The following is a 21,873-nucleotide window of genomic DNA, read 5'->3' as shown; positions in this document are numbered from 1 at the left end:
ATTTTATTCTTTTACTTTGCTCTTTGTGAAATCCAGTGCAAAAGTACGAATAAAATTAAAGACTCTGTTAATTAATGTAAGCATTTTGGTTAATTTAACCCTAATCTTATCTCATTGATTTTTGCCTCTATCTCTTCCATCTGCCACTTAGGTGTAGAAGTAGCTCCACAGATACCTATTGTAGCGGTTTTGCTCACCACCGAAGGATCTATATCGGATGGGGTGGTTATAAAGTATGAATCGGGATTGTATTTCTTACATTCGGCATACAGCACCTTTCCGTTCGAGCTTTTCTCTCCGGCAACGAAAAAGATTATATCATGCTTCATCGCAAATTCCTTAATATTTGGTATGCGGTTCGATACCTGACGGCAAATAGTATCAAAGAACTCGAAACGTGCATCGCCGATCATCCTGCTCTGTATGATATCTATAATCTCCTGAAATCCGTCGAGTGGTTTTGTTGTCTGTGAGAAAAGACAAATATTACGGGAAAAGTCAAGTTTTTCGAGATCTTCTTTCTTCTCAATAACGATAGCACTGGAATCTGTCTGCCCCAAAAGGCCGTTTACTTCGGCATGGCCGTTCTTGCCGTAAATAACGATCTGAGTATTGTTATCCTTCTCATTGTCATACTTGTCGTGTATTTTCTTCTGCAAACGAAGTACCACAGGGCACGATGCATCGATAATTTCAATATTATTTTCTTTAGCTATCTGATATGTGGAAGGTGGTTCGCCATGCGCGCGCAACAGCACTCTGACATCTTTCAGGCGGGCAAACTCTTCATGATTTATAGTTTTCAGTCCGAGCTTTTCGAGTCTGTCTACTTCCAGATTGTTGTGAACAATATCGCCCAGACAGTACAGCACTCCGCCCTTTGCAAGTTCTTCTTCAGCTTTTTTTATGGCATTTACTACTCCAAAACAAAAGCCCGACTTAGCATCTATCTCTATATTACTCATTTAGTTTGTTGTTATTTGTTTAAACTTATCTAGTAGCCATTGCATCTGTTCGTCAATGGTCATATATGAATTATCCAGAAGAATCGCATCATCCGCTTTTTTCAGGGGACTTTCGGCCCGCGTCTGATCCAAATGGTCTCTGGTCTTTAAGTTTTCAAGCACTTCTTCGAATGTCGTTTTATCATCTCCCTTCGACCGTAATTCATCAAAACGCCTTTGCGCCCTTATTTCAGCATCGGCAGTAACGAATACTTTCAGTTCGGCATCAGGAAAAACAACAGTTCCTATATCGCGTCCATCCATGACTATTCCTTTGGCTTTTCCCATCTCTTGCTGCATAGCAACCATAGCATGGCGCACAAACGGAATAGCACTTACAATACTTACTTTTGAAGAAACTTCCATCGTACGAATTTGCTTTTCCACATTTTCTCCGTTAAGGTAAGTATCGGGCGTACCGGTATCTTTATTCAGGAAGAACTCTATCTTTATATCCTTTATATCGTCATGTAATCTGTCCTCATCCAGTTTATCTCCGTCGAATAACCGGTGCTCGATACAATATAGCGTTACCGCCCTGTACATTGCTCCGCTATCTATATAGATATAGCCTATCTGTTTTGCGAGGCTTTTTGCCATAGTACTCTTACCATTTGATGAAAAGCCATCGATTGCAATAACGATCTTCTTCATATTTACAGTTTAAACGTTCGATAATGATAAATGTTTATCCTATTAGTCATAGATAATATAAATAATGAGGACAGACAAAGATAATCTAAAACAACCGACCGATAACAGCCCGACCACAACATTTTGCAGATATTGACTTTTCAGTTAGCAGTGAACAGTTATCAGTTAACAAAATGCAAAAGGAAACAACCAACCGTCACAGGAGCGTAGCGCATGTAAAGTTGACATATATTCTCTTTTTGTCGTATGTATGGGAATCCCTTGCGTTCGCCCCTACAAGGCTGTACACTAGCTTTTAACTAAAACCTTACAAACCTGACTCTTTCCTTACTTCTTCAAAGACCGTTTTTCGAGTTAATTCATAATTTATAACTCATAATTTATAATTCACCTCATCCTATAGATAAACTTCTTCACTTTTCACACATTGTATAAACAATAATGGATATTAGGGTATGCTATTACAAAAAAATGCTTATTTTTGCAGCCTTAAACATTTTATTTAGGTAATGATAAACCGCGTTCTTATCCGTATCAGAGTTGTTCAGATATTATTCTCTTGTAGTCATAGCGAAACTACCGATTTGAGAAAAGCTGAAAACGAGCTTATTTTCAGTCTCCAAAAATCATACGATCTGTACTTCTATCTCCTGTCGCTCATGGTGGAGCTCACCGATGCTTATGCACAAAGAGTAGATGCCCGAAAGTCGAAGTTGCTGCCTACTGAGGAAGACAAAAAACCCAATACAAGACTACTGGACAACAAATTCATCAATCAACTACGGACAAACAGCACTCTTGCAAAATATCTCAAAGACAGGCCTTTCTCGTGGATGGAACACGATGCCTTTATCCGCAATCTGTTAGACAATATCCTCAATTCGGACATATATAAAGAATACATAGAACAGCCTCAGAGCTATGACAACGACCGCGAATTCTGGCGCAAGATATTTAAACATATTGTATGTGTCAACGAAGACCTGTACCAGATACTGGAAGACGAAAGCCTTTACTGGAACGACGACATCGAAATCATCGAATCTTTTGTACTGAAAACAATCAAACGCTTCGACGGCACAAATGGCTCTGCACAGGAAATGCTACCGATGTTTAAAGATGAAACAGACAGGGAATTTGCTGTTAAACTGCTAAGAGAATCGTTACTCAATGGTAAGGAATACAAGGAACTTATAGACAAATATACCAAAAACTGGGAGTCGGAGCGTATCGCCCTCATGGATATGGTAATCATGCAGATAGCGATTACCGAAATTATGACATTCCCATCTATTCCGATCAGTGTAACGCTGAATGAATATATCGACATAGCCAAATCATACAGTACGGCAAAAAGTGCTTCGTTTATAAACGGAATACTGGATGCCATTGTGAAAGAACTGAAAGAGGACAAAAAGATAATTAAGAAATAATAATATTTATCGCTTTTCGTCTTTAAGCCTATTTCAAAATATTAGCTTATATTTGTATCTCGTATTACGGGAAGGAAAACAAAAATAGTGTAAACCCAATATTAAATACTAATTATGACTTTATTAAATGTATTGTTACAGGCAGCTGATGGTGCAGCTCCGGGTGGATTTATGAACAGTAGTACTACTATGATCATAATGATGGTTCTGTTGTTTGCCATCATGTATTTCTTTATGATCAGACCACAGCAAAAGAAACAAAAACAATTACAGGAGCAACGCAATGCCATCAAGACCGGCGATAAAGTTGTTACTGCCGGAGGTATTCACGGAAAAGTAAAAGAAGTAGGCGATTCGTATTTCATTGTAGAGATTGCCGAAGGTACAAGAATTAAAATAGAAAAATCGTCTGTTTACGTTTCTGCCGCAGACAATCAGACAAACCAATAATTGCGGTCAATGAAAATAAGTAAGGTATAGCTTATGAGCGATACTAGAGATAAAATATTGCAGGAAGTCAGATCATTTTTCAAAAGAATTTCATGGAAAAAGATTCTGACTTTTTTGTTTTTCGTATTGCTTTCCTCAATCTTCTGGATGATGCAGGTCTATCGTCAGAAGTTTGAGTCAACCCTTACTATACCCGTTAAATATGTAAATGTGCCCGACAGCATTGTATTCGAGAACGAGTTGCCCGACGATGTTTATGTACGCATAAAAGATGATGGGGCAGCCCTGTTCAGATACTACTTTACCCGCCGGAAAGATTCCCTCGTGGTAGATGTGAGGGACATCGTAAAAGGCACACAGGAGAAAGTTATTCAGGGACGCAATTTCGAGCAGCTCATCAGAGGCAAACTATTTGTTACTTCCGAACTTATAAGCTACTCTCCTACCCGCGTATCGTATGCCTATGCCGTACTGCGTCAGAAAAAACTACCTGTGATATATGACGGTTATGTCAATCTTGCTCCGGGTTATCTGCTCGACGGGGAACTGACCGTTAAGCCCGATTCGGTCATAGTATATGGCAGTAAAGCCGCACTGGATACCCTATTCTATGCGCATACGGTAAATGATACATTGACAAACGTTACCAATGACAAAAAAATGCTGGTAGCCATACGCTCCATCAAAGGAGTTAAATTCATACCAAGTACTGTAGAATTATCTATTCCGGTAGATGAATTTAATGAAAAAGAGATAGAAGTCCCTGTCACATGTGTTAATCTACCTGAAAACCTCAATATCCGGATTTTCCCGTCTTCGGTGAAGATACCGATATTCGTAGGGTTAAAACGGTTTAACGAAATTACATCCGATGGCTTTCAGGTTACAATAGACTATAACGACATCAAGGAATTCAAAGATGCCTCCGTACCTGTACGGATCACAAAAAGTCCGGATTATATACAAACGAAAATACCGGTTCCTTCCGAAGTGGAATTCGTTCTGGAACAGAAATAGGATTTCGATTATCCGAACTGTACAATAACGGATTACAACTGTAAATAAATTCTTCAATATATACGGCATTATATGACAATATTAGGTATAACCGGAGGTATAGGTAGCGGTAAATCTACTGTATCACAGATTTTCTCTATGTGTGGAATACCTGTTTATATAGCTGATACCGAGAGTAAACGACTGGTAGCTACCTCTCCTGTAATAAGGGAAAAACTGATAAAGCTATTCGGTGAAGAACTATTTGCCGGAGAAGTTTTGAATAAGCCCCTGCTCGCCTCTCACATATTCAACGACAAAGAGAAACTGGAAACCGTAAATGCAATTATCCACCCTGAGGTTGAAAAAGACTTTAAAGAATGGGTTATAGCACACAAGGAATACAACATAGTGGCACACGAAGCAGCAATTCTGTTCGAATCAGGGTTCAACCGTTTTGTAGACAAAGTAGTGATGGTATATACCCCTCTGGAGATGAAAATAGAACGTACACAGAAAAGGGACAATGCCACACGCGATAAAGTAATGGAGCGCATCCAAAATCAGATGCCGGATGAGAAGAAAGCCGAACTTTCAGACTTTGTAATTGTTAATGATGGTACAAAATCATTAATAGAGCAAGTGCTAAACACACTGCAACAACTAAGTACGTAAATGGAAAATTCTTACAAAAAGATATTTGAAGCCAACAAAAAATGGGTAGAGAAGATGAACGGGGAAAATCCTGATTTCTTCGCCCATCTTGCCAAAGAGCAGAATCCCGACTACCTGTATATAGGCTGCTCGGACAGCCGCGTACATGCAAATGAAATAATGGGACTTCAACCCGGCGAAGTGTTTGTACACCGCAATATTGCCAATATGGTGGTAAACAATGACCTGAATGTATTGTCTGTCATAAACTATGCAGTAGAGCATCTCAATGTAAAGTTTATTATCGTATGCGGGCATTATAACTGCGGAGGGATAAAAGCCGCCATGCAACCCAAAGATCTGGGGATACTAAACCCCTGGTTGCGAAACGTACGCGATGTGTACCGTCTGCACGAAAAGGAACTGGACAACATAGCCTCCCCCGACGAAAGATACAACCGTCTGGTAGAGATCAATGTATATGAGCAATGCCTGAATGTGATAAAAACGGCAGAGGTACAAAAATCATATTATGAAAAAGGCTATCCTCGTGTAGCAGGCTGGGTATATGACCTGAACGAAGGTATATTGAAAGACCTGAATATAGACTTCGAAAAAGAACTGAACCGCATACGTAAGATTTACGACCTGACAAAAGAGAAATAGAGACTGAAAAGAATGAAATACAAACTATTTATATTTATTGTACTAGGATTCGCTGTACTCAATAGCTGCACTTCCCCCAAGAATGAGAAGCAAAAAACACTGGCTGTAACTATTGAACCTCAGAAATATTTTCTGGAAACAATAGTAGGCGATCATTACAAAGTAAACTGTATTGTCCCACCGGGCTCGAATCCCGAAAGTGCAGACTTTACCCCGTCGCAAATGATGAACCTCGATAAAAGTGAAGCCTACTTTAAAATAGGGTATCTGGGCATCGAGAACTCACTGATAGATAAAGCTACTAAAAACAACAGCAGTCTGAAAGTCATAAACTGCTCGGAAGGAATAACACCAGTGAAGGAGTCATGCGAACATCACGATCACGATGGAGACGAACATAGTCATGGACACATAGGTGGCGATCCTCATACATGGAGTTCGATAACATCTGCCAGAATAATTGCAGAGAACATGTATAAAGCAATGGTAGAGCTTGACAAAGCGAATGAAGCTGACTACACAGCTAATTACGACAAACTGGTTGCCGAATTTAATCAGACCGACAGCATTATAAAATCGTATCTGGACAAAGCACCGAGCAAGGCTTTTATTATTTACCATCCGGCTCTCAGCTACTTTGCAAAAGAATACGGCCTCACTCAATATTCTATTGAATATGAAGGCAAAAATCCTTCACCGTCGCAACTAAAGGCTTTGATAGACACTGCCAAAACTGAAGGGATAAGAGTTGTTTTTATACAACAGGAATTCGATACTAAAAATGCTGAAACAATAGCTGAGGCTATCGGCGGAAAAGCAGTACCTTTGAACCTGCTCTCCTTTGAGTGGAGCAAAGAAATGATAAAAATAGCCAAAGCTCTTGCTGTAGATAATGAGTAAGATTCTCGAAATAAAAGATTTGTCGGTAGGATACGAAGATAATCCCCATGTACTGAAAAACGTCAATCTGACTGTTTTCAAGAATGACTTTCTGGGTATTATCGGACCTAATGGTGGAGGTAAAACAACCCTATTAAAAACAATATTGGGCTTAGTTAAACCAACTCATGGGCACATTTCTTTTTTCAAGCATAATGTAGTGACCGATAAAATCAACATCGGCTATCTGCCACAGATAAACCAGATAGATAAAAAGTTTCCGATTTCGGTACACGATGTCATTTTGTCGGGGCTTACGATAAAACGGCATATCCTGTCGCCATACACAAAAGAACAGAAAGAGAAAGTTAAGAAAATAGCCCATCAAATGGGTTTGGACAAACTGATCGACAGACCGATAGGCGCTTTATCAGGCGGACAGCTGCAACGCACATTACTCGGAAGGGCTATTATAGATGATCCCGATCTGTTGGTACTAGATGAACCTAATTCATATGTCGACAAACGCTTCGAAAGTGATTTCTACAAAATACTGGAAGAAATAAACAAAGAAACTGCCATTATTCTGGTGTCTCACGATGTGGGGACTGTGGTCTCTCTGGTGAAAAACATAGCCTGCGTGAATGAAGGTCTACACTATCATTCGGGAACGAATATCACTACCGACTGGCTCGAAAAATCATATTCCTCCTGCCCTATCGAAATCATCGGTCATGGCGATTTTCCTCATCGTGTATTGGAAAAACACGAAGGATGCGACTGCTGCAAAGAAGGTGATTAAGAGTGACTTCAATAAAAAATCTGTATCTTCCCCGATTATTCTTTAATTCTATAAAACAATATGAAAAAACTAGGTGCAATTATTCTGTGTGCATTGTTGACATTCTCACTGGTTTCTTGCAACCAGCCGAAGAAGTCTGCTACGACCGATGGTCAACAATCTGATTCTATTTCTATTCCGACCGTTACACTTAACAATGGTGTAAAAATGCCTGTACTCGGCTTCGGTACACTTGAGTTAAAAGACTCTGTAGGTATCAACAGTGTCGCTAAAGCGATTGCTTCTGGTTACCGTCTGATAGATACAGCCCCTATTTATGGAAATGAAACGGAAGTAGGTGCAGGAATCAAAAGGAGCGGAATAGACCGCAAAGAACTCTTCATCACCACTAAGCTTTGGGTAGATGACATGGGATATGAGAGTGCAAAAAAAGCACTCGAATCTTCTTTGCAGAAACTGGGTGTCGACTATATAGACCTTTACCTTATCCATCGTCCGCGCGGAGATGTGAAAGGTTCGTGGCAAGCAATGGAAGAACTTTACGAAGCAGGTAAGATAAAAGCCATCGGAGTAAGTAATTTTGATTCTGTACAGCTTAACGATTTACTATCGTATGCAAAAATTAAACCGGCAGTCAATCAGATTGAGACTCATCCGTTCTTCCAACAATTTGAAGCTCAGGATATGTTGAAGAAGCTCGATATACAGATGGAAGCATGGTCTCCTTTTGCAGGAGGGCGAAACGCCATCTTCGACAATCCGGTACTTGCTGCTATCGGTAAAAAGTACAACAAGACAAATGCACAGGTAGCTTTGAGATGGATCGTACAAAGGGGAATAGTTACTATTCCACGTACAGACAATGAAAAGCATATGCTCGAAAATATAAGCATATTCGATTTCGAACTCAATGATGCGGATATGAAAGAGATAGCTGCACTGGACTTGAATACTACTCAGTTCCCTGAATGGGAGTAAAATAGGAATATATATTAAAACCGTAGTGTTTAAATACACTACGGTTTATCCTTTATAATTCTAGACTTTTGCACTTAATACGGCTTGTAGTTTTGTATTATTTGTATTATTTTTCTATGTTTTCCAGCATAATATACTGTGATGTGAGATGCTCGTACATTTTCACTGGAGTTTTGCTCTAAGTATATATTTATACTTTTATCGTAACTACCATCTACTCTAATAATTTCATTGGGTTTAGATATATCCTCACTGAAAGACCAATAATCCTCTCTAATTTCCTTTTTTATTAAATTCCAATCTTTTATTTCAGACTCAATATTTAAGGTTGTCATCGTTACATCATATTCCAGATATATATTTATAATTGGACTATATTTGTCCTCTTCAAACCCTTTAACTCTAAATTCACTACGATTTCCACATCCGGAAGACCCTATACATAAACAAAGAGCAAATAAAATATATAGAATTTTTCTCATAAATAGTTTGTTATTAATTATTAAGTTTCTATTCGTAATACCCTTGGGCAATACCGATCGGCACAGATGAAGATTTGTGCCGATTATTTTTGTACATGAAATAATCCTTCTAAGTAATCAGTTCTTTTTCTTTTCAATTCTATTATCTGATTATAAATCGTTCTCGTGTTATCTACTGACTCTATCATAGGAGGATAAGGCATACCCGGTAACCAGATGTAGCCTACTATATTTATCGAACGCCCTGTATATCTGGTTGAGTTATCAGCGCCTAAGGTTATATAACCACTGCCATCAGCACTTTCGGTCAATTTTATATCAGACATAGAATGCAGATCGTATGATTTAACTTCCTGACTAAAAATTCCCGATTTTATAATGACACGACTATCAGTTAGTCCATAGATTGTATTTCTCCGTCTTCTTATATCAAGTATGAAACGTCCAATAAAAATAAATAATCCCCAAAAAAAGAGAATTATCCCAAACACAGGAAAGAAAGTCGATCCGGCTATAAGGTATGCCAATATTATCCAGACAACAGCAAACCCACACCAAAAAATTCCAAAAATGACTATGAACCAATCTCCACCCTTTAAGTTAAAACCCTGTTTAGGTTGGCCTACCCAATATAATTTTTCATTAGTATCCAGATGTTTATTTAACTCATTCTCTATATCCTGTCGTGTGTTGTACATATTTACATAGTATTATATGGAAATCGGTTACCTGTCCCGCTTTGCCAAGTTAGTAATTCTTCTTATAAAGTCGGTCTTTGCTGCTGTATAAGCATCACGGTCGTGCTCAAATTCTGTTTTCAGTTTTAGTTTCAGTTCTCCGTATTCTCTGACAGTTTCGGGATGGGTAAGCAAGTAATCCCTGAAATATATTTCGTCCCAATTACCGGAATACCTCACATGTACGTGAAATACCTTTTCGGCAAAGCCTTGTGGTGTATAACCTTTCATAAACATCATGTGAGGCGAAGGCTTCTTCGGTTGGGACGAATAGATATATCCCTCCTTCTCCATTCGCTCTATAAGCTGCTGAGTATCCGTCTCATCCCTTATCTCTATCAATATATCTATCGTAGGCTTGGCGGGTAGGTTAGGTATAGCCGTACTCCCGATATGGTGTATGCGCAGCATATCTTTACCCAGTGCTTTTTTCAATGATGTTCTCTCAGACGCGTAATAATCTTTCCAATATGGCTTATATTCGCTGATCACTATGGGAAATAGTTTCCAGAGCTCCTCATTTGTCATATTTTTCAATGGTTTATCCGTCATTCCTGCTGTTTGTTTAATATTTCAGTTAAAGTTTCCTTGTACAGATTATTATATGTTATATGATTATGCCCTTCGCCACTGAGTGTAACAAAACGGTCTGTATCTTTCAGCAAATCGCTCAGCCGTACCGAGTTTTTATAAGGGATTGTCTTGTCCTCATCACCATGAAATATAACGATCGGCAGGGTACATTTCTCAATATATTTATACGTCTCCAGTTTATACTTTACAAGGAATTCCGGAACGACAGGGCAATAACCTTGAATAACATCTGTCAGACTGTAATAGGGTGCTTGCAGAATCAGCATCAATGGCTTATTCACAGAAGCTAGATAAGCGGCAGGCCCTGTACCAATAGAATAGCCGAGAACGATAATCTTATCCTCTTCATAATGTTTCTTTAGTTCGTTATATGCAGCCTGCACATCACCCAATAACTGGGCTTGACCATCAATCTCTCCCTCACTCTTCCCAAATCCCCTGTAATCGAGAAAGAAAACATCATATCCTAAATCTGTATATACCGGAGCCAATCGTCCCCACGAATCCAATGCACCGGCATTACCATGCAGATAGAAAATCAGCCCTTTCGGGTTTTCCACTTTAAACAGAAGCCCGTTCAATATACAATTATCCTGTGTTTTAATGTTTACCTCCTCGTACTTCTGCCCGAACGAGAAATTATAAGATGCTTCCAGTTTGGTAGGGTAAAAGATAAACCGCCTCTGCATGACATAAAAGAATACGCAGAAAAGGATATGAAGCGATAACAGAATTATCAATATACGAACTATGATCTTTTTCATACCAACTTAATATCTGTTTTTCCACAGCTTCTTCAACCATTCTACAATCTTCATTTCCGAGGCATTCTGCTGTGGTTTCCAGAATTGCCGTCCCTTTATCTCTTCGGGCACATAGTCCTGCACTACAAAGTTATTTTCGAAGCTGTGCGCGTATTTATATTCTTTTCCGTAATCAAGCTCTTTCATCAGTTTGGTCGGAGCATTACGCAGATGCAAAGGTACAGGAAGGTTTCCTGTTTCATTTACAAGACCTATTGCTTCATCTATCGACATATAGGCGGAGTTGCTCTTCGGTGACGTTGCCAGATAGATAGTAGCTTCTGCCAGTACAATTCGTCCTTCTGGCCAGCCAATTTTTTGCAACGTATCGAAACAGGCATTTGCAAGCAATAGTGCATTCGGGTTTGCAAGACCAATATCTTCGGCTGCCGAAATTACAAGGCGGCGGGCTATAAATTTCGGATCTTCCCCTCCGGCAACCATACGTGCAAGCCAGTATATCGCCGCATCGGGATCACTTCCCCGTATAGATTTGATAAAAGCAGAAATAATGTCATAGTGCATCTCTCCGCCCTTATCGTATGCAGCAGGGTTTTCCTGCAACCGTTCGGTAACAAGCTGATCGGTTATCTCTATCTTATCTTCAGCATCAGCATTTATTACCAAATCCAATATATTCAATAGTTTACGGGCATCCCCTCCCGAGAAGCGCAACAAAGCATTGGTTTCCTTGAGTGTAATGCCTTTTTCTTTGAGAATAACATCTTCTGTAATAGCTCTGTTTGCCAATTCTATAAGATCCTCTTTACCCAGTGATTGCAGCACATACACCTGACAACGCGACAGTAACGGGCGTATGACCTCAAATGAAGGATTCTCTGTAGTAGCACCAATCAGTGTGATAACTCCCGTCTCGACCGCCCCAAGAAGCGAATCCTGCTGCGACTTAGAAAAACGGTGTATTTCATCTATGAACAAAATAGGGCTGCGTGTATCGAAAAAACGGCTCTTTTTGGCTTGTTCAATAACCTCACGTACATCTTTTACTCCCGAATTGATAGCACTTAATGTATAAAAGGGGGTATCGAGCGTATTGGCTATAATCTGAGCCAATGTTGTCTTACCCACTCCCGGTGGCCCCCAAAGTAGAAAAGACGGCACCCTGCCCGACTCTATCATCTTGCGAAGTACAGCACCTTCTCCCACGAGGTGCTTTTGTCCTATATATTCGTCTAATGTGCGCGGGCGCAATCGTTCTGCTAATGGCTGGCTCATATAAATAGTATTGTGAAAATATTATATTTCAAATTTACAAAAAGTTTCCGTCGTATAAAATAGCTATGACTACGATCTCTGACAATTGTGCAAATCAGTAGCTGAATCTTTGTGCCCTTTGCTGTTAAATCTTTTGTATGTCTCTTTCTGATTATGAATCGAAGTTATTCTGCCAAATCGTCATATTTTATTTTTTTTGGGAGAAACGATCATTTTGGCACAGCATTTGAATAATGGATAGTGTCGCTGAAAAGCGAAAAAATATAAGTAATCAGAAATAATAACAAATAAATATACAAACTAAAATGGGAAAAATTATAGGAATTGACTTAGGTACAACCAACTCTTGCGTGGCTGTACTTGAAGGTAACGAACCTATCGTTATCGCAAACAACGAAGGAAAAAGAACTACTCCATCTGTAGTTGCTTTCATTGAAGGAAACGAGCGTAAAGTAGGTGATCCTGCAAAACGCCAGGCTATCACAAATCCTGAAAAAACAATATATTCGATCAAACGTTTTATGGGCGAAACATGGGATCAGGCTCAACCTGAAGTACCACGCGTACCTTATAAAGTAGTAAAAGGAGATAACAATACGCCTCGAGTAGACATCGACGGACGTCTTTACACTCCGCAAGAAATATCAGCTATGATACTTCAGAAAATGAAGAAAACAGCTGAAGATTATCTGGGACAGGAAGTTACCGATGCTGTCATTACAGTTCCTGCATACTTCAACGATGCTCAGCGTCAGGCTACAAAAGAAGCAGGCGAAATCGCAGGTCTGAAAGTTCAACGTATAGTGAACGAACCTACTGCTGCTGCTCTTGCTTACGGTCTTGACAAGACAAACAAAGACATGAAAATCGCAGTATTCGACCTTGGTGGCGGTACATTCGATATTTCTATCCTTGAGTTGGGTGACGGCGTATTTGAGGTAAAATCTACAAATGGTGATACTCACCTTGGTGGTGACGACTTTGATAACGTGATTATCAACTGGCTAGCCGAAGAGTTCCAGAAAGAAGAAGGACTTGACCTTCGCAAAGACCCGATGGCTCTTCAGCGCCTGAAAGAAGCTGCAGAAAAAGCTAAAATAGAACTTTCGAGCACAACTTCTACTGAGATCAACCTGCCATATATAATGCCGGTTAACGGAATTCCAAAACACTTGGTAAAAACGCTTACCCGCGCTAAATTTGAACAACTGGCAGACGACCTGATCCGCAAATGTATCGAACCTTGCCGTCAGTCGTTGAAAGATGCTAATTATTCACCAAGCGATATTGACGAAGTTATTCTCGTTGGTGGTTCGACACGTATACCTGCTGTACAGGCTGAAGTAGAAAAATTCTTCGGAAAAGCTCCTTCAAAAGGTGTTAACCCGGACGAAGTAGTTGCCGTAGGTGCTGCTATACAGGGAGGTGTATTGACAGGTGAAGTAAAAGATGTATTGTTACTCGATGTTACTCCGCTTTCACTTGGTATAGAGACTATGGGAGGTGTGATGACCAGACTGATAGAGTCTAACACAACTATCCCAACTAAGAAAAGTGAAACATTTTCTACTGCTGCCGACAATCAGCCATCTGTACAAATCAATGTATTACAGGGTGAGCGTCCGATGGCAAGGGATAACAAACAGATCGGAGTGTTCAATCTTGATGGCATACCTGCTGCTCCGCGTGGAGTACCTCAGATCGAAGTAACATTCGACATTGATGCTAACGGTATCCTTAGCGTATCGGCTAAAGATAAAGCAACAGGAAAAGAACAATCAATCCGTATCGAAGCTTCTTCGGGACTGAGCGATGCTGAAATACAACGCATGAAAGACGAAGCTGCCGCTAATGCTGAATCGGATCAGAAAGAAAAAGAGAGAATCGACAAGTTGAATCAGGCCGACTCTATGATCTTCCAGACCGAAAAACAGTTAAGCGAGCTTGGAGACAAAGTTCCGGCAGAACAGAAAGCTCCTATCGAAGCAGCTCTGACAAAACTGAAAGATGCTCATAAGGCTCAGGATATTGCTGCTATAGATGCTGCAATGGAAGAAATGAACAAACTGTTGCACGAAATGAGTCAAAACATGTACAACCAACAACAAGCCGGCGCAAACCCGAACGAACAACAAGGAGGAAGCCAGTCTAATAGTGGTGACAATGATGTGACTGATGTAGACTTTGAAGAAGTGAAGTAATATTTACATACTTTTATATAAGCAGAGAGGCTGTCCCATAAGGCAGCCTCTTGTATTTTCAATTAGAAGTGTTTTTTAAGTGTTTAGATACGAAGTCGCCGATTCTCTGGAGGACGGGAGCACACTAAAGTATGTGACCTACGACAGATGAGGCTGGCAATGAAGTAGATGAACTCTTTAAGAACATCTTCTTTTTTATTTCCTATCGGGAACGTTTACCGTCTGCATCTCCGTTCCTTTTTCCAGAATGATCTTTGTGGAAGACAGCTGATCGGGAATAGAAACATAATTGGTCAGTGTCAACGGCTGATAACCGTCTTTGGCTACGACAATCGTATAAACTCCTTTTTCGAGCCAGAAACCAAATATGCCGATCTCGTTGGTTTGCGTAGTCCTTTTTATCTGTTCTATTTCAACAGTAGCATCAGACAAGGGTTGTAATTTACCATCCTCTCCTACTTCGTACACTTCTCCCGATATATGGGCATAGATAGTATCTGTATAACCTCCATACTCGAAATATGTCATACGACTTTTAGTCTGTTTAGACTCTCCTTCTCCGCCCGTTTTGTTTGGATTACAGGACAAAGTAACGAACATAATAATTAATGGTAGGAAGAATAATATCTTTTTCATAAAGCGGGATAATATAGTTTGCAGCTACAATATTATCTTAAATTTTGGAAATAAGGGTACTTTTCCGCTATTTATTTTATAACAAAACAGCTGCCTGAAAATATAATCAGACAGCTGTTCTTGCTTTATTATAAGGATTACCTTACTTAACCACTTTCAGTTCATCTATCAATCTTGGACATTTCATTACCTTATCTATCATATAAAGTACATAGCGAATGTCAACACTGATACAACGTTGAAGTTCCGGCTCAAACAGGATGTCCCCACTCAACGATTCCCAGTTGCCATCGAAAGCCAGACCTATCAGTTGAGCTTTACCATCGAATACAGGGCTACCCGAGTTACCTCCTGTGATATCATTATTAGAAAGGAATGCTACGGACATTTCACCGTTCTCGTTGGCATATTGTCCGAAGTCGCCTTTAGCCAGATCATCAAGGATATATTGCTGTACTCCGAACTCAGGATCTCCGGGAACTTGTTTAGCCAACACTCCTTGCGAAGTTGTATAGTAGTTATAGATCACAGCATCGGCAGGCTTGTATCCTCCGATAGAACCGTAGCTGAGGCGTTGTGTGAAATTGGCATCGGGATAGAATGTCTTACCCGGTTCCATCTCCATCAGTCCGGCCATGAACAGGCGCTCTCCTTTTTCTATCTGTGGATAGTAAGGAGCTGTTCCGGCTTGTAGCAATTTCAGACAAGGCTCCAATGATCTTGAAAGCTCGATAGCAGGATCTTTTTCCAAATCTTTCTCTTTGCCGCTTGTGATAAGCGATACAAGATCATCAAGACTGGTGAACTTAGTATTAGCATAGAACCAATCGGCATATTTGTCGTAGTCGCCTTTAAACTTCTTATTGATTGTCTCATAAACAGACGGAAGATATTCGGCAGGAACACGTTCTGCATATAGCTTCAGCAATACCGGCATCACCTGACGATCGAGTGAAGGCTCATAATCTTTATAAGCATTTATCATTCTGCCTCTGAGTTCATCCTCTTTATTGCCTTCTTCCATCTTGTTTACAAACAATGCTGTATTGGCAAAGCGGGTGATCTCTATACCATTGTAGAATGTCTCATACAGATAAGTCTGTATTTTGGCTGCATCCATAGTAGAGGTATAGCCCTCTTTCAGATCGGATAATACATTTCCGTACTTCGATGTATTATTAGATGACGAAACCCATTTAGAGAACTTATTCTCAAGCTCTTCTTTGTCGTTTATTACACCCAGTTTGGCAATGGCTTCATTCATCCCCATCGCATTCTTCCAGTAGTTAGAGCTACCTGCATATTTAGAAGCATACTTGATACGTACAGCATCACTGGCATTCATTGCTTTTTTCCAGATGTCCTGCTTTGCTCCACGCACCTCGATACGTGGTTTGTGTTCCGATTCTACCATTTGGTTGATTCCCCATGAAGACATATAACGCTCAGTACTACCCGGATAACCGATAGTCATTGCATAATCTTTATCCTTGAATCCCTGAATGGAAACAGGAACCGAATATTTAGGCTTGTAAGGGACATTGTCATCGCTATAGCGGGCAGCTTTGTTATCCTTATTGGCATACACGCGGAAAACAGAGAAGTCTCCTGTATGGCGCGGCCACATCCAGTTATCGGTTTCTCCGCCAAATTTACCAACCGATGATGGTGGGGTGAATACAAGCCTTACGTCTCTGAATACTTCATATATTACAGCATAATATTTGTTGTGAGAATAGAAAGGCACTACCTGTGCACGTATAAAATCGTTACCCTTATATTGCTCCAGATATTTCTGCGATAGCGAATCTATCTTCTGATCGCGCATGTCTTCTGTATCATCCGGAGAAAGCGCTACTGTAACATAACTGGTGATATCCTCAGTCTTTTGCAGGAAAGCCACCATCAGCCCTTCGGCAGGTAATTCTTCACTGAATGTCTGACTCACAAAACCGTCTTTCAGGTAGTCATGTTCAACTGAGCTAAGCTTTTGTATATTACCATATCCACAGTGATGGTTGGTGAAGATCAATCCCTGATCTGATACAGCCACACCTGTACAGCCGCCACCAAATATGACAACCGCATCTTTCAGCGACGGATTCGTCTCGCTGTAAACACTATCTATTGGGAATGTAAATCCCAGTTCTTTCATCCGGGCAGCACTCTGCCGGTTCAGTTCTTTAAGCAACCACATCCCTTCGTCTGCATTTGCCAGCAGCACTGCTAGGAACAGAGTTGATAATAATAATAGTCTTTTCATTCTTTCAATTTTTATAGTATATAGTATTAATAATATTATTTACCTGATAAACAGCGTTGTATAAGATATGTCATAGATGCTGTATAAGATTTAGCATACTTCATATCGTCCTCCAATTGTTTTATATCGCCAGACGCCGGTTGCAACTGTGTTTTTTCTCCATCTTTCCATGTATAGTAGACCGGTTTGTTATCGAAGAACACACATCCCTCACCGGTCATCAGCAGCTTATAGCCCGTAATGGCAAAATTGGATGCAAGCTTATCCTTATCGAACAGATTAATACCTGATTTCACATAAATGGCATCTGACAAAGACAGATGATATATAGTAGGAAAGATATCTTTATGAGATGTGAATCCGTTCACATCAGGCATATCGACCAACGCCCTGTATTTTTCGGGAATATATATAATCAGTGGAACAGCATACTTTTGCAGCATCTCGGAATCGTTATAATCGAATATGCGACGCGCCGTATGATCGCCTGTAGCCACAATGATTGTATTTTCACCTAACGGAGATTCTTTCACTTTCTTTATAAAGCGTCCCAGACAGTCGTTCGCATACTGATAGGTAGAAAAGTGTGTCTGTGCATAGGCCTCACCCGATGAGAACTTCGGCTTGATAGCATCCGGTATATTTACCGGATAAGGCTTGTAAGTCTTTGGTAACGAATACGGAGTATGGTTGGTAATAGACATACCGAATATGAATTGTGGCTGACCATTGCCGCTCTGTAATATATCGTACATACGGTCGAACATAAACTCATCATAACACCCCCACTCATTGGAAAGCGTATGAGGGATATTCTTTTCTATGTGCGCCGAACCTTCCGTTGTATCGAAATACTGATGAGGAATGAATTTATCGAGATTGCGCCATCCCAACTTACTTCCGGTAACGAACGCAGTATGATAACCTTGTCCCTTGAATGGTTTGGCGACAGATGTCTCCAGTGTCTTATTCATATATATCGACTGCGAAACAGGAGTCATCGGGCTATTCAGCATGATTCCTTCCAGTGTATGTATCGTTGCATCAGTAGCTGAAAGGCAATGTGTGAAATGAATGCAATCGGGTAATACATCTTCGAGCGCACCAAGTAGATTGAAGTTTTCCCTGTCGTGCATAGAAATAAAATGTTCGCTCATACTCTCCATCTGTACAAACACCACATTCGGTTTATTCTGAGCTAAGAAATCGTTGACAGGAGTGCGATCCATCAATGCCATTTTCAATGAATCGGCGTTATCGGGTATCTGCCTCCCTGTATATAATGATATAGCCTCATCCGCAGAGGCGAATCCCCATTTTTTTATTGTCTTTTCTGTGTTTACATTCACATCCTGTTCTTTCCGGTCTTTAAAGGCTGTTTTCAGGGCAAATACACCGTTTGGAACCAGATTATTGATAAATACATATTGCGAAACAATAGCATCGTTTATCTTCAACGGATAGAAAGCAAACGTACCGCGTATGCCGAATACAAAGAAGAACCCGACTACAACAAGCAATATCAGGTTGACGGCTACAGATGTGTTCAACTTATCCAAACTTACTTTCTGTATAAATCCAACTAACTTGTATGCACACCATCCGGCAACAATCAAGCCTATTAATATCGGAATTACAGGATAGTCGACCCAGATAGCTTTTAATACAGCCAAAGTATCGTCTTCTACAAAACCGAAGATCAATACGCTGATACGTGTCATAAAGAAGTTATAAAAGTAAAGGTCGATAACAGATATAATAAGCATCAGCATTATCAGTACTGTGTAATATACATGGTAAATACCCGTCAAGCGGGCATAATACTTTTCTCCTTTTGATGAGGTAAAGACTCCGATAAGGTTCAGCACCATCACTGGCAACAGTCCATAGAAAATAACCATCGTATCGAACCGAAAGCCTGTAAAGAATGCTTTTAGCAGATCTGATGTCTCATTGTATATCTCCGGCGAATTGTTGAAAAACAACAATATAACAATTCGGAAGGCAGCAAACAGCAATAACAGGAACAGATAGACAATAACAGCCTGTACTGTGCTGCTGAGAAATAATTTAAGGTTATGGGAAAAATGAAGCTTCATTTCTTCTTTACATATTTGCTAATAATAGGAATCTCAGATAGTGGCAGATCCTTCCTCACTATAACAACAACATAGGCAATAATGAACAATGTACGATATGCCAGACGTAATACCTCGTTATCTATCTGCGGATACATTGCTGCAACGTAAAAGACAGCAGCCAGAACGAAATAAAGGAAAATACTCTTCAATTCATACTTTATAGGGAAATACTTCTGTCCTATAAAATAAGAGATGGTCATTATCAGCAGATTGCAGATCAGTGTAGCCCATGCACTGGCGATGTAGCCATAGATAGGGACAAATATTATATTTATCGCTATCTGTATCAGACAGCCGAATACCGAGAAGTATGCCCCGTATTTTGTCTGATCGGTCAGCTTATACCATACCGACAGATTAAAATAGATACCAAAACATATTTCACCCAGCATGGCAATAGGCACTATACCAAGCCCTACCGTATAATTCTCACTTATGATATACTTTATAATATCGAGATAAAACATTACCCCCAGAAAAACAAGCAGGGCAAATATTATAAAGAACTTCATCGCATCGGCATAGGGTTTTGTGCTGCCACCATCTTTCCCTTTTCCGAAGAAGAAAGGCTCATATGCATACCTGAATGCCTGAGTAAACATGGTTATGATTACCGTAATCTTCAGGCAGGCACTATAGATACCCAGTTCGGTGAAAGCCCTGTCCGAATCAGGAGCAAAAATAAAAGGGTAAGTCAACGGCGCTATAGCCTGATTGATAACACCGGCAAGCCCCAGTATCAATAACGGATATGAATATTTCAGTATCCGCTTCAACAAAGCCCCGTCAAAGTCAAACTTCAAGTGCTTCATTGTTGTCGGCACCAGCAGTAATAATATTGTTATAGTCGCTATAAGGTTAGCAAGGAAGATGTAGCCGATACCTATACCCGGATGATAAAACTTTATCAACGGAAAATCCGGATAGTTCTCATAAATCCAAGGACACAATAGCAGGAAGATAAGGTTCAGTATTATATAAATGAATATAAATGCCAGCTTCAATGTCACAAATCGTATAGGTCTTTTCTGATACCTCAGATAGGCGAAAGGTATTGCTATAAATGCGTCTATAGCTACTACAATAGCCATCATCAGTATATGCTCCTTATTCGGGTAATTCATCAATTCCGAAATAGGGTTTATAAAGCATATACATAACAAGATAAACAAGAGCGAAGTAGTACCCAGCGATATCAGAGATGTAGAATACACCTTATCGGGATTCTCTTCCTGCTTGTTCATGAAACGGAAGAACCCCGTTTCCATACCGTAAGTAAGCAAAATAAGCAGAACAGCGACAATCCCCTGTATATAACTAACCTGACCGTACTCCGACGGATTGGTGAAAACATATACATGCAGCGGAACAAGGCAATAGTTTAGTATGCGTCCTACGATACTGCTCAATCCGTAGATTGCAGTATCTTTCGCTAAACTTTTCATTCCACTACCGGCCATATAAATCGATTAGACTACAAAAGTAGCAAAATAAGTTCTGAGTTATAAGATAAGCCACATGTTTTTATCCATTGTCAAAAGGTGTACACACCACATTATGTCTAATTAACACAAAAGTTGTATATAGAATTTTTTAACTAAAACCTGACAAAGATACCAAGTTATATATTACCTTTTCTTCTGTAGGAGCATCCCTTGTGGGTACCCACCCTGATAATAAACGGGCATAGACAAGCTACTGCCCCTACTACAAAGCTATATATTTTCTTTGCGCCTCCGCGTCTTTGCGTGAGAAATCTTTTAACTAAATCTCGCTGGTGCGCACATCCTGCCCGTTTATCCGATCTTCGGGCGAACACATGGGTTCGCCCCTACAAGGCTGCACACTGCATTTTAACTAAAACCTTACAAAGCTTACTCAAAAACATCAGTTTTTAATTACACATGTTTGGATTCTAGAATCTTAGAGCCTGTTTAAATTTTACCAAAACATTTTGTTATCGTTCTTTTTTCGTTCATTTTCAGTCTCTTTTTATCCGATTTTCCCCTTTCTTCAGCTTGAATAGCCCGCTATTCGCGCTTCAGATAAGAAAAAATCATTCCAAAAATAGTGCTGAAAACCTAAACGAATAAAATTTAAACAAGCTCTTAATTCTTCAAAGAACGCTTTTCCATATAGATAAAATTTTGACAACTCCACACTCCCTTCTTAATTACCACGACAATAGATGTTCCTGCAACCATAAAAAACTCCATTTGATGGCACTATATCATATTAAAAAGTTAACTTTGTGCCAATAACTG

Annotated in this window: 20 protein-coding genes; 9 read left to right on the top strand and 11 right to left on the bottom strand. The window is 39.9% G+C overall.

The genetic code is table 11. The features are described from left to right. Positions 1 to 89: 89 nt before the first annotated feature. On the bottom strand, positions 90 to 965 hold the full coding sequence (locus M2448_RS10515) for a 4-hydroxy-3-methylbut-2-enyl diphosphate reductase (protein ID WP_280646019.1): 876 nt from the start codon (positions 963 to 965) through the stop codon (positions 90 to 92). After that, positions 966 to 1,658: a (d)CMP kinase gene (cmk, locus tag M2448_RS10510; RefSeq protein WP_280646020.1), complete on the bottom strand. Its 693-nt coding sequence runs from the start codon at positions 1,656 to 1,658 to the stop codon at positions 966 to 968. A gap of 509 nt (positions 1,659 to 2,167) precedes the next feature. Here cmk and nusB point away from each other — a divergent pair. The 8 genes from nusB (at position 2,168) to M2448_RS10470 (ending at position 8,516) form a co-directional block, all read left to right on the top strand. Next, positions 2,168 to 3,091 (top strand): transcription antitermination factor NusB, encoded by a 924-nt coding sequence (gene nusB, locus M2448_RS10505; protein WP_280646021.1) that lies wholly within the window; start codon positions 2,168 to 2,170, stop codon positions 3,089 to 3,091. Between the two features lie 114 nt (positions 3,092 to 3,205). Then, entirely contained in the window at positions 3,206 to 3,541 is a 336-nt protein-coding gene (gene yajC, locus M2448_RS10500; protein ID WP_280646022.1) for a preprotein translocase subunit YajC, read from the top strand. Positions 3,542 to 3,574: 33 nt separating this feature from the next. After that, on the top strand, positions 3,575 to 4,558 hold the full coding sequence (locus M2448_RS10495; RefSeq protein WP_280646023.1) for a YbbR-like domain-containing protein: 984 nt from the start codon (positions 3,575 to 3,577) through the stop codon (positions 4,556 to 4,558). A 72-nt stretch (positions 4,559 to 4,630) separates the two neighbouring features. Next, complete coding sequence (gene coaE, locus M2448_RS10490; protein WP_280646024.1) at positions 4,631 to 5,212, top strand: dephospho-CoA kinase; 582 nt, start codon at positions 4,631 to 4,633, stop codon at positions 5,210 to 5,212. After that, positions 5,213 to 5,857, top strand: coding sequence for a carbonic anhydrase (locus M2448_RS10485; protein ID WP_280646025.1), 645 nt, complete (start codon positions 5,213 to 5,215; stop codon positions 5,855 to 5,857). A 12-nt stretch (positions 5,858 to 5,869) separates the two neighbouring features. Next, positions 5,870 to 6,757, top strand: a complete 888-nt coding sequence (locus M2448_RS10480) for a zinc ABC transporter substrate-binding protein (protein WP_280646026.1) — start codon at positions 5,870 to 5,872, stop codon at positions 6,755 to 6,757. Further along, positions 6,750 to 7,538: an ABC transporter ATP-binding protein gene (locus tag M2448_RS10475; protein ID WP_280646027.1), complete on the top strand. Its 789-nt coding sequence runs from the start codon at positions 6,750 to 6,752 to the stop codon at positions 7,536 to 7,538. The genes M2448_RS10480 and M2448_RS10475 overlap by 8 nt, the downstream gene beginning before the upstream one ends. Positions 7,539 to 7,598: 60 nt before the next feature. Then, a complete protein-coding gene (locus M2448_RS10470) occupies positions 7,599 to 8,516 on the top strand; it encodes an aldo/keto reductase (protein ID WP_280646028.1) in 918 nt (305 codons plus the stop codon). 74 nt (positions 8,517 to 8,590) lie between these two features. Here M2448_RS10470 and M2448_RS10465 read toward each other — a convergent pair whose 3' ends face one another. The 5 genes from M2448_RS10465 to M2448_RS10445 all read right to left on the bottom strand — a co-directional run bounded on the left by M2448_RS10465 (position 8,591) and on the right by M2448_RS10445 (position 12,368). Continuing rightward, entirely contained in the window at positions 8,591 to 8,998 is a 408-nt protein-coding gene (locus M2448_RS10465) for a hypothetical protein (protein WP_280646029.1), read from the bottom strand. Between the two features lie 83 nt (positions 8,999 to 9,081). Next, positions 9,082 to 9,696 carry a PH domain-containing protein gene (locus M2448_RS10460; protein ID WP_280646030.1) on the bottom strand — a complete coding sequence of 205 codons (615 nt, stop codon included), beginning with the start codon at positions 9,694 to 9,696 and terminating at the stop codon, positions 9,082 to 9,084. 27 nt (positions 9,697 to 9,723) lie between these two features. Continuing rightward, positions 9,724 to 10,287 (bottom strand): GrpB family protein, encoded by a 564-nt coding sequence (locus M2448_RS10455; protein ID WP_280646031.1) that lies wholly within the window; start codon positions 10,285 to 10,287, stop codon positions 9,724 to 9,726. Further along, positions 10,284 to 11,093, bottom strand: coding sequence for an alpha/beta fold hydrolase (locus tag M2448_RS10450; protein WP_280646032.1), 810 nt, complete (start codon positions 11,091 to 11,093; stop codon positions 10,284 to 10,286). The genes M2448_RS10455 and M2448_RS10450 overlap by 4 nt, the downstream gene beginning before the upstream one ends. A 6-nt stretch (positions 11,094 to 11,099) precedes the next feature. Next, positions 11,100 to 12,368 carry a replication-associated recombination protein A gene (locus tag M2448_RS10445; RefSeq protein ID WP_280646033.1) on the bottom strand — a complete coding sequence of 423 codons (1,269 nt, stop codon included), beginning with the start codon at positions 12,366 to 12,368 and terminating at the stop codon, positions 11,100 to 11,102. A gap of 305 nt (positions 12,369 to 12,673) precedes the next feature. Between M2448_RS10445 and dnaK the strand changes: the two genes are divergently transcribed. Next, positions 12,674 to 14,569, top strand: a complete 1,896-nt coding sequence (gene dnaK / locus M2448_RS10440) for a molecular chaperone DnaK (RefSeq protein ID WP_280646034.1) — start codon at positions 12,674 to 12,676, stop codon at positions 14,567 to 14,569. 195 nt (positions 14,570 to 14,764) lie between these two features. Here dnaK and M2448_RS10435 read toward each other — a convergent pair whose 3' ends face one another. The 4 genes from M2448_RS10435 to M2448_RS10420 form a co-directional block, all read right to left on the bottom strand. Then, positions 14,765 to 15,205 (bottom strand): carboxypeptidase-like regulatory domain-containing protein, encoded by a 441-nt coding sequence (locus tag M2448_RS10435; protein WP_280646035.1) that lies wholly within the window; start codon positions 15,203 to 15,205, stop codon positions 14,765 to 14,767. A gap of 142 nt (positions 15,206 to 15,347) precedes the next feature. After that, complete coding sequence (locus M2448_RS10430; RefSeq protein WP_280646036.1) at positions 15,348 to 17,468, bottom strand: S46 family peptidase; 2,121 nt, start codon at positions 17,466 to 17,468, stop codon at positions 15,348 to 15,350. A gap of 35 nt (positions 17,469 to 17,503) precedes the next feature. Next, the gene (locus M2448_RS10425) at positions 17,504 to 19,567 is read right to left on the bottom strand and encodes an LTA synthase family protein (protein WP_280646037.1); all 2,064 of its coding nucleotides are present in this window, start codon (positions 19,565 to 19,567) and stop codon (positions 17,504 to 17,506) included. Further along, positions 19,564 to 21,069: an oligosaccharide flippase family protein gene (locus M2448_RS10420; protein WP_280646038.1), complete on the bottom strand. Its 1,506-nt coding sequence runs from the start codon at positions 21,067 to 21,069 to the stop codon at positions 19,564 to 19,566. The genes M2448_RS10425 and M2448_RS10420 overlap by 4 nt, the downstream gene beginning before the upstream one ends. Positions 21,070 to 21,873 lie beyond the last annotated feature (804 nt).

It is taken from the genome of Dysgonomonas sp. PF1-14, assembly GCF_029892965.1.
Taxonomy (GTDB): Bacteria; Bacteroidota; Bacteroidia; order Bacteroidales; family Dysgonomonadaceae; genus Dysgonomonas.
This window is presented reverse-complemented; position numbering and strand designations above follow the sequence as displayed.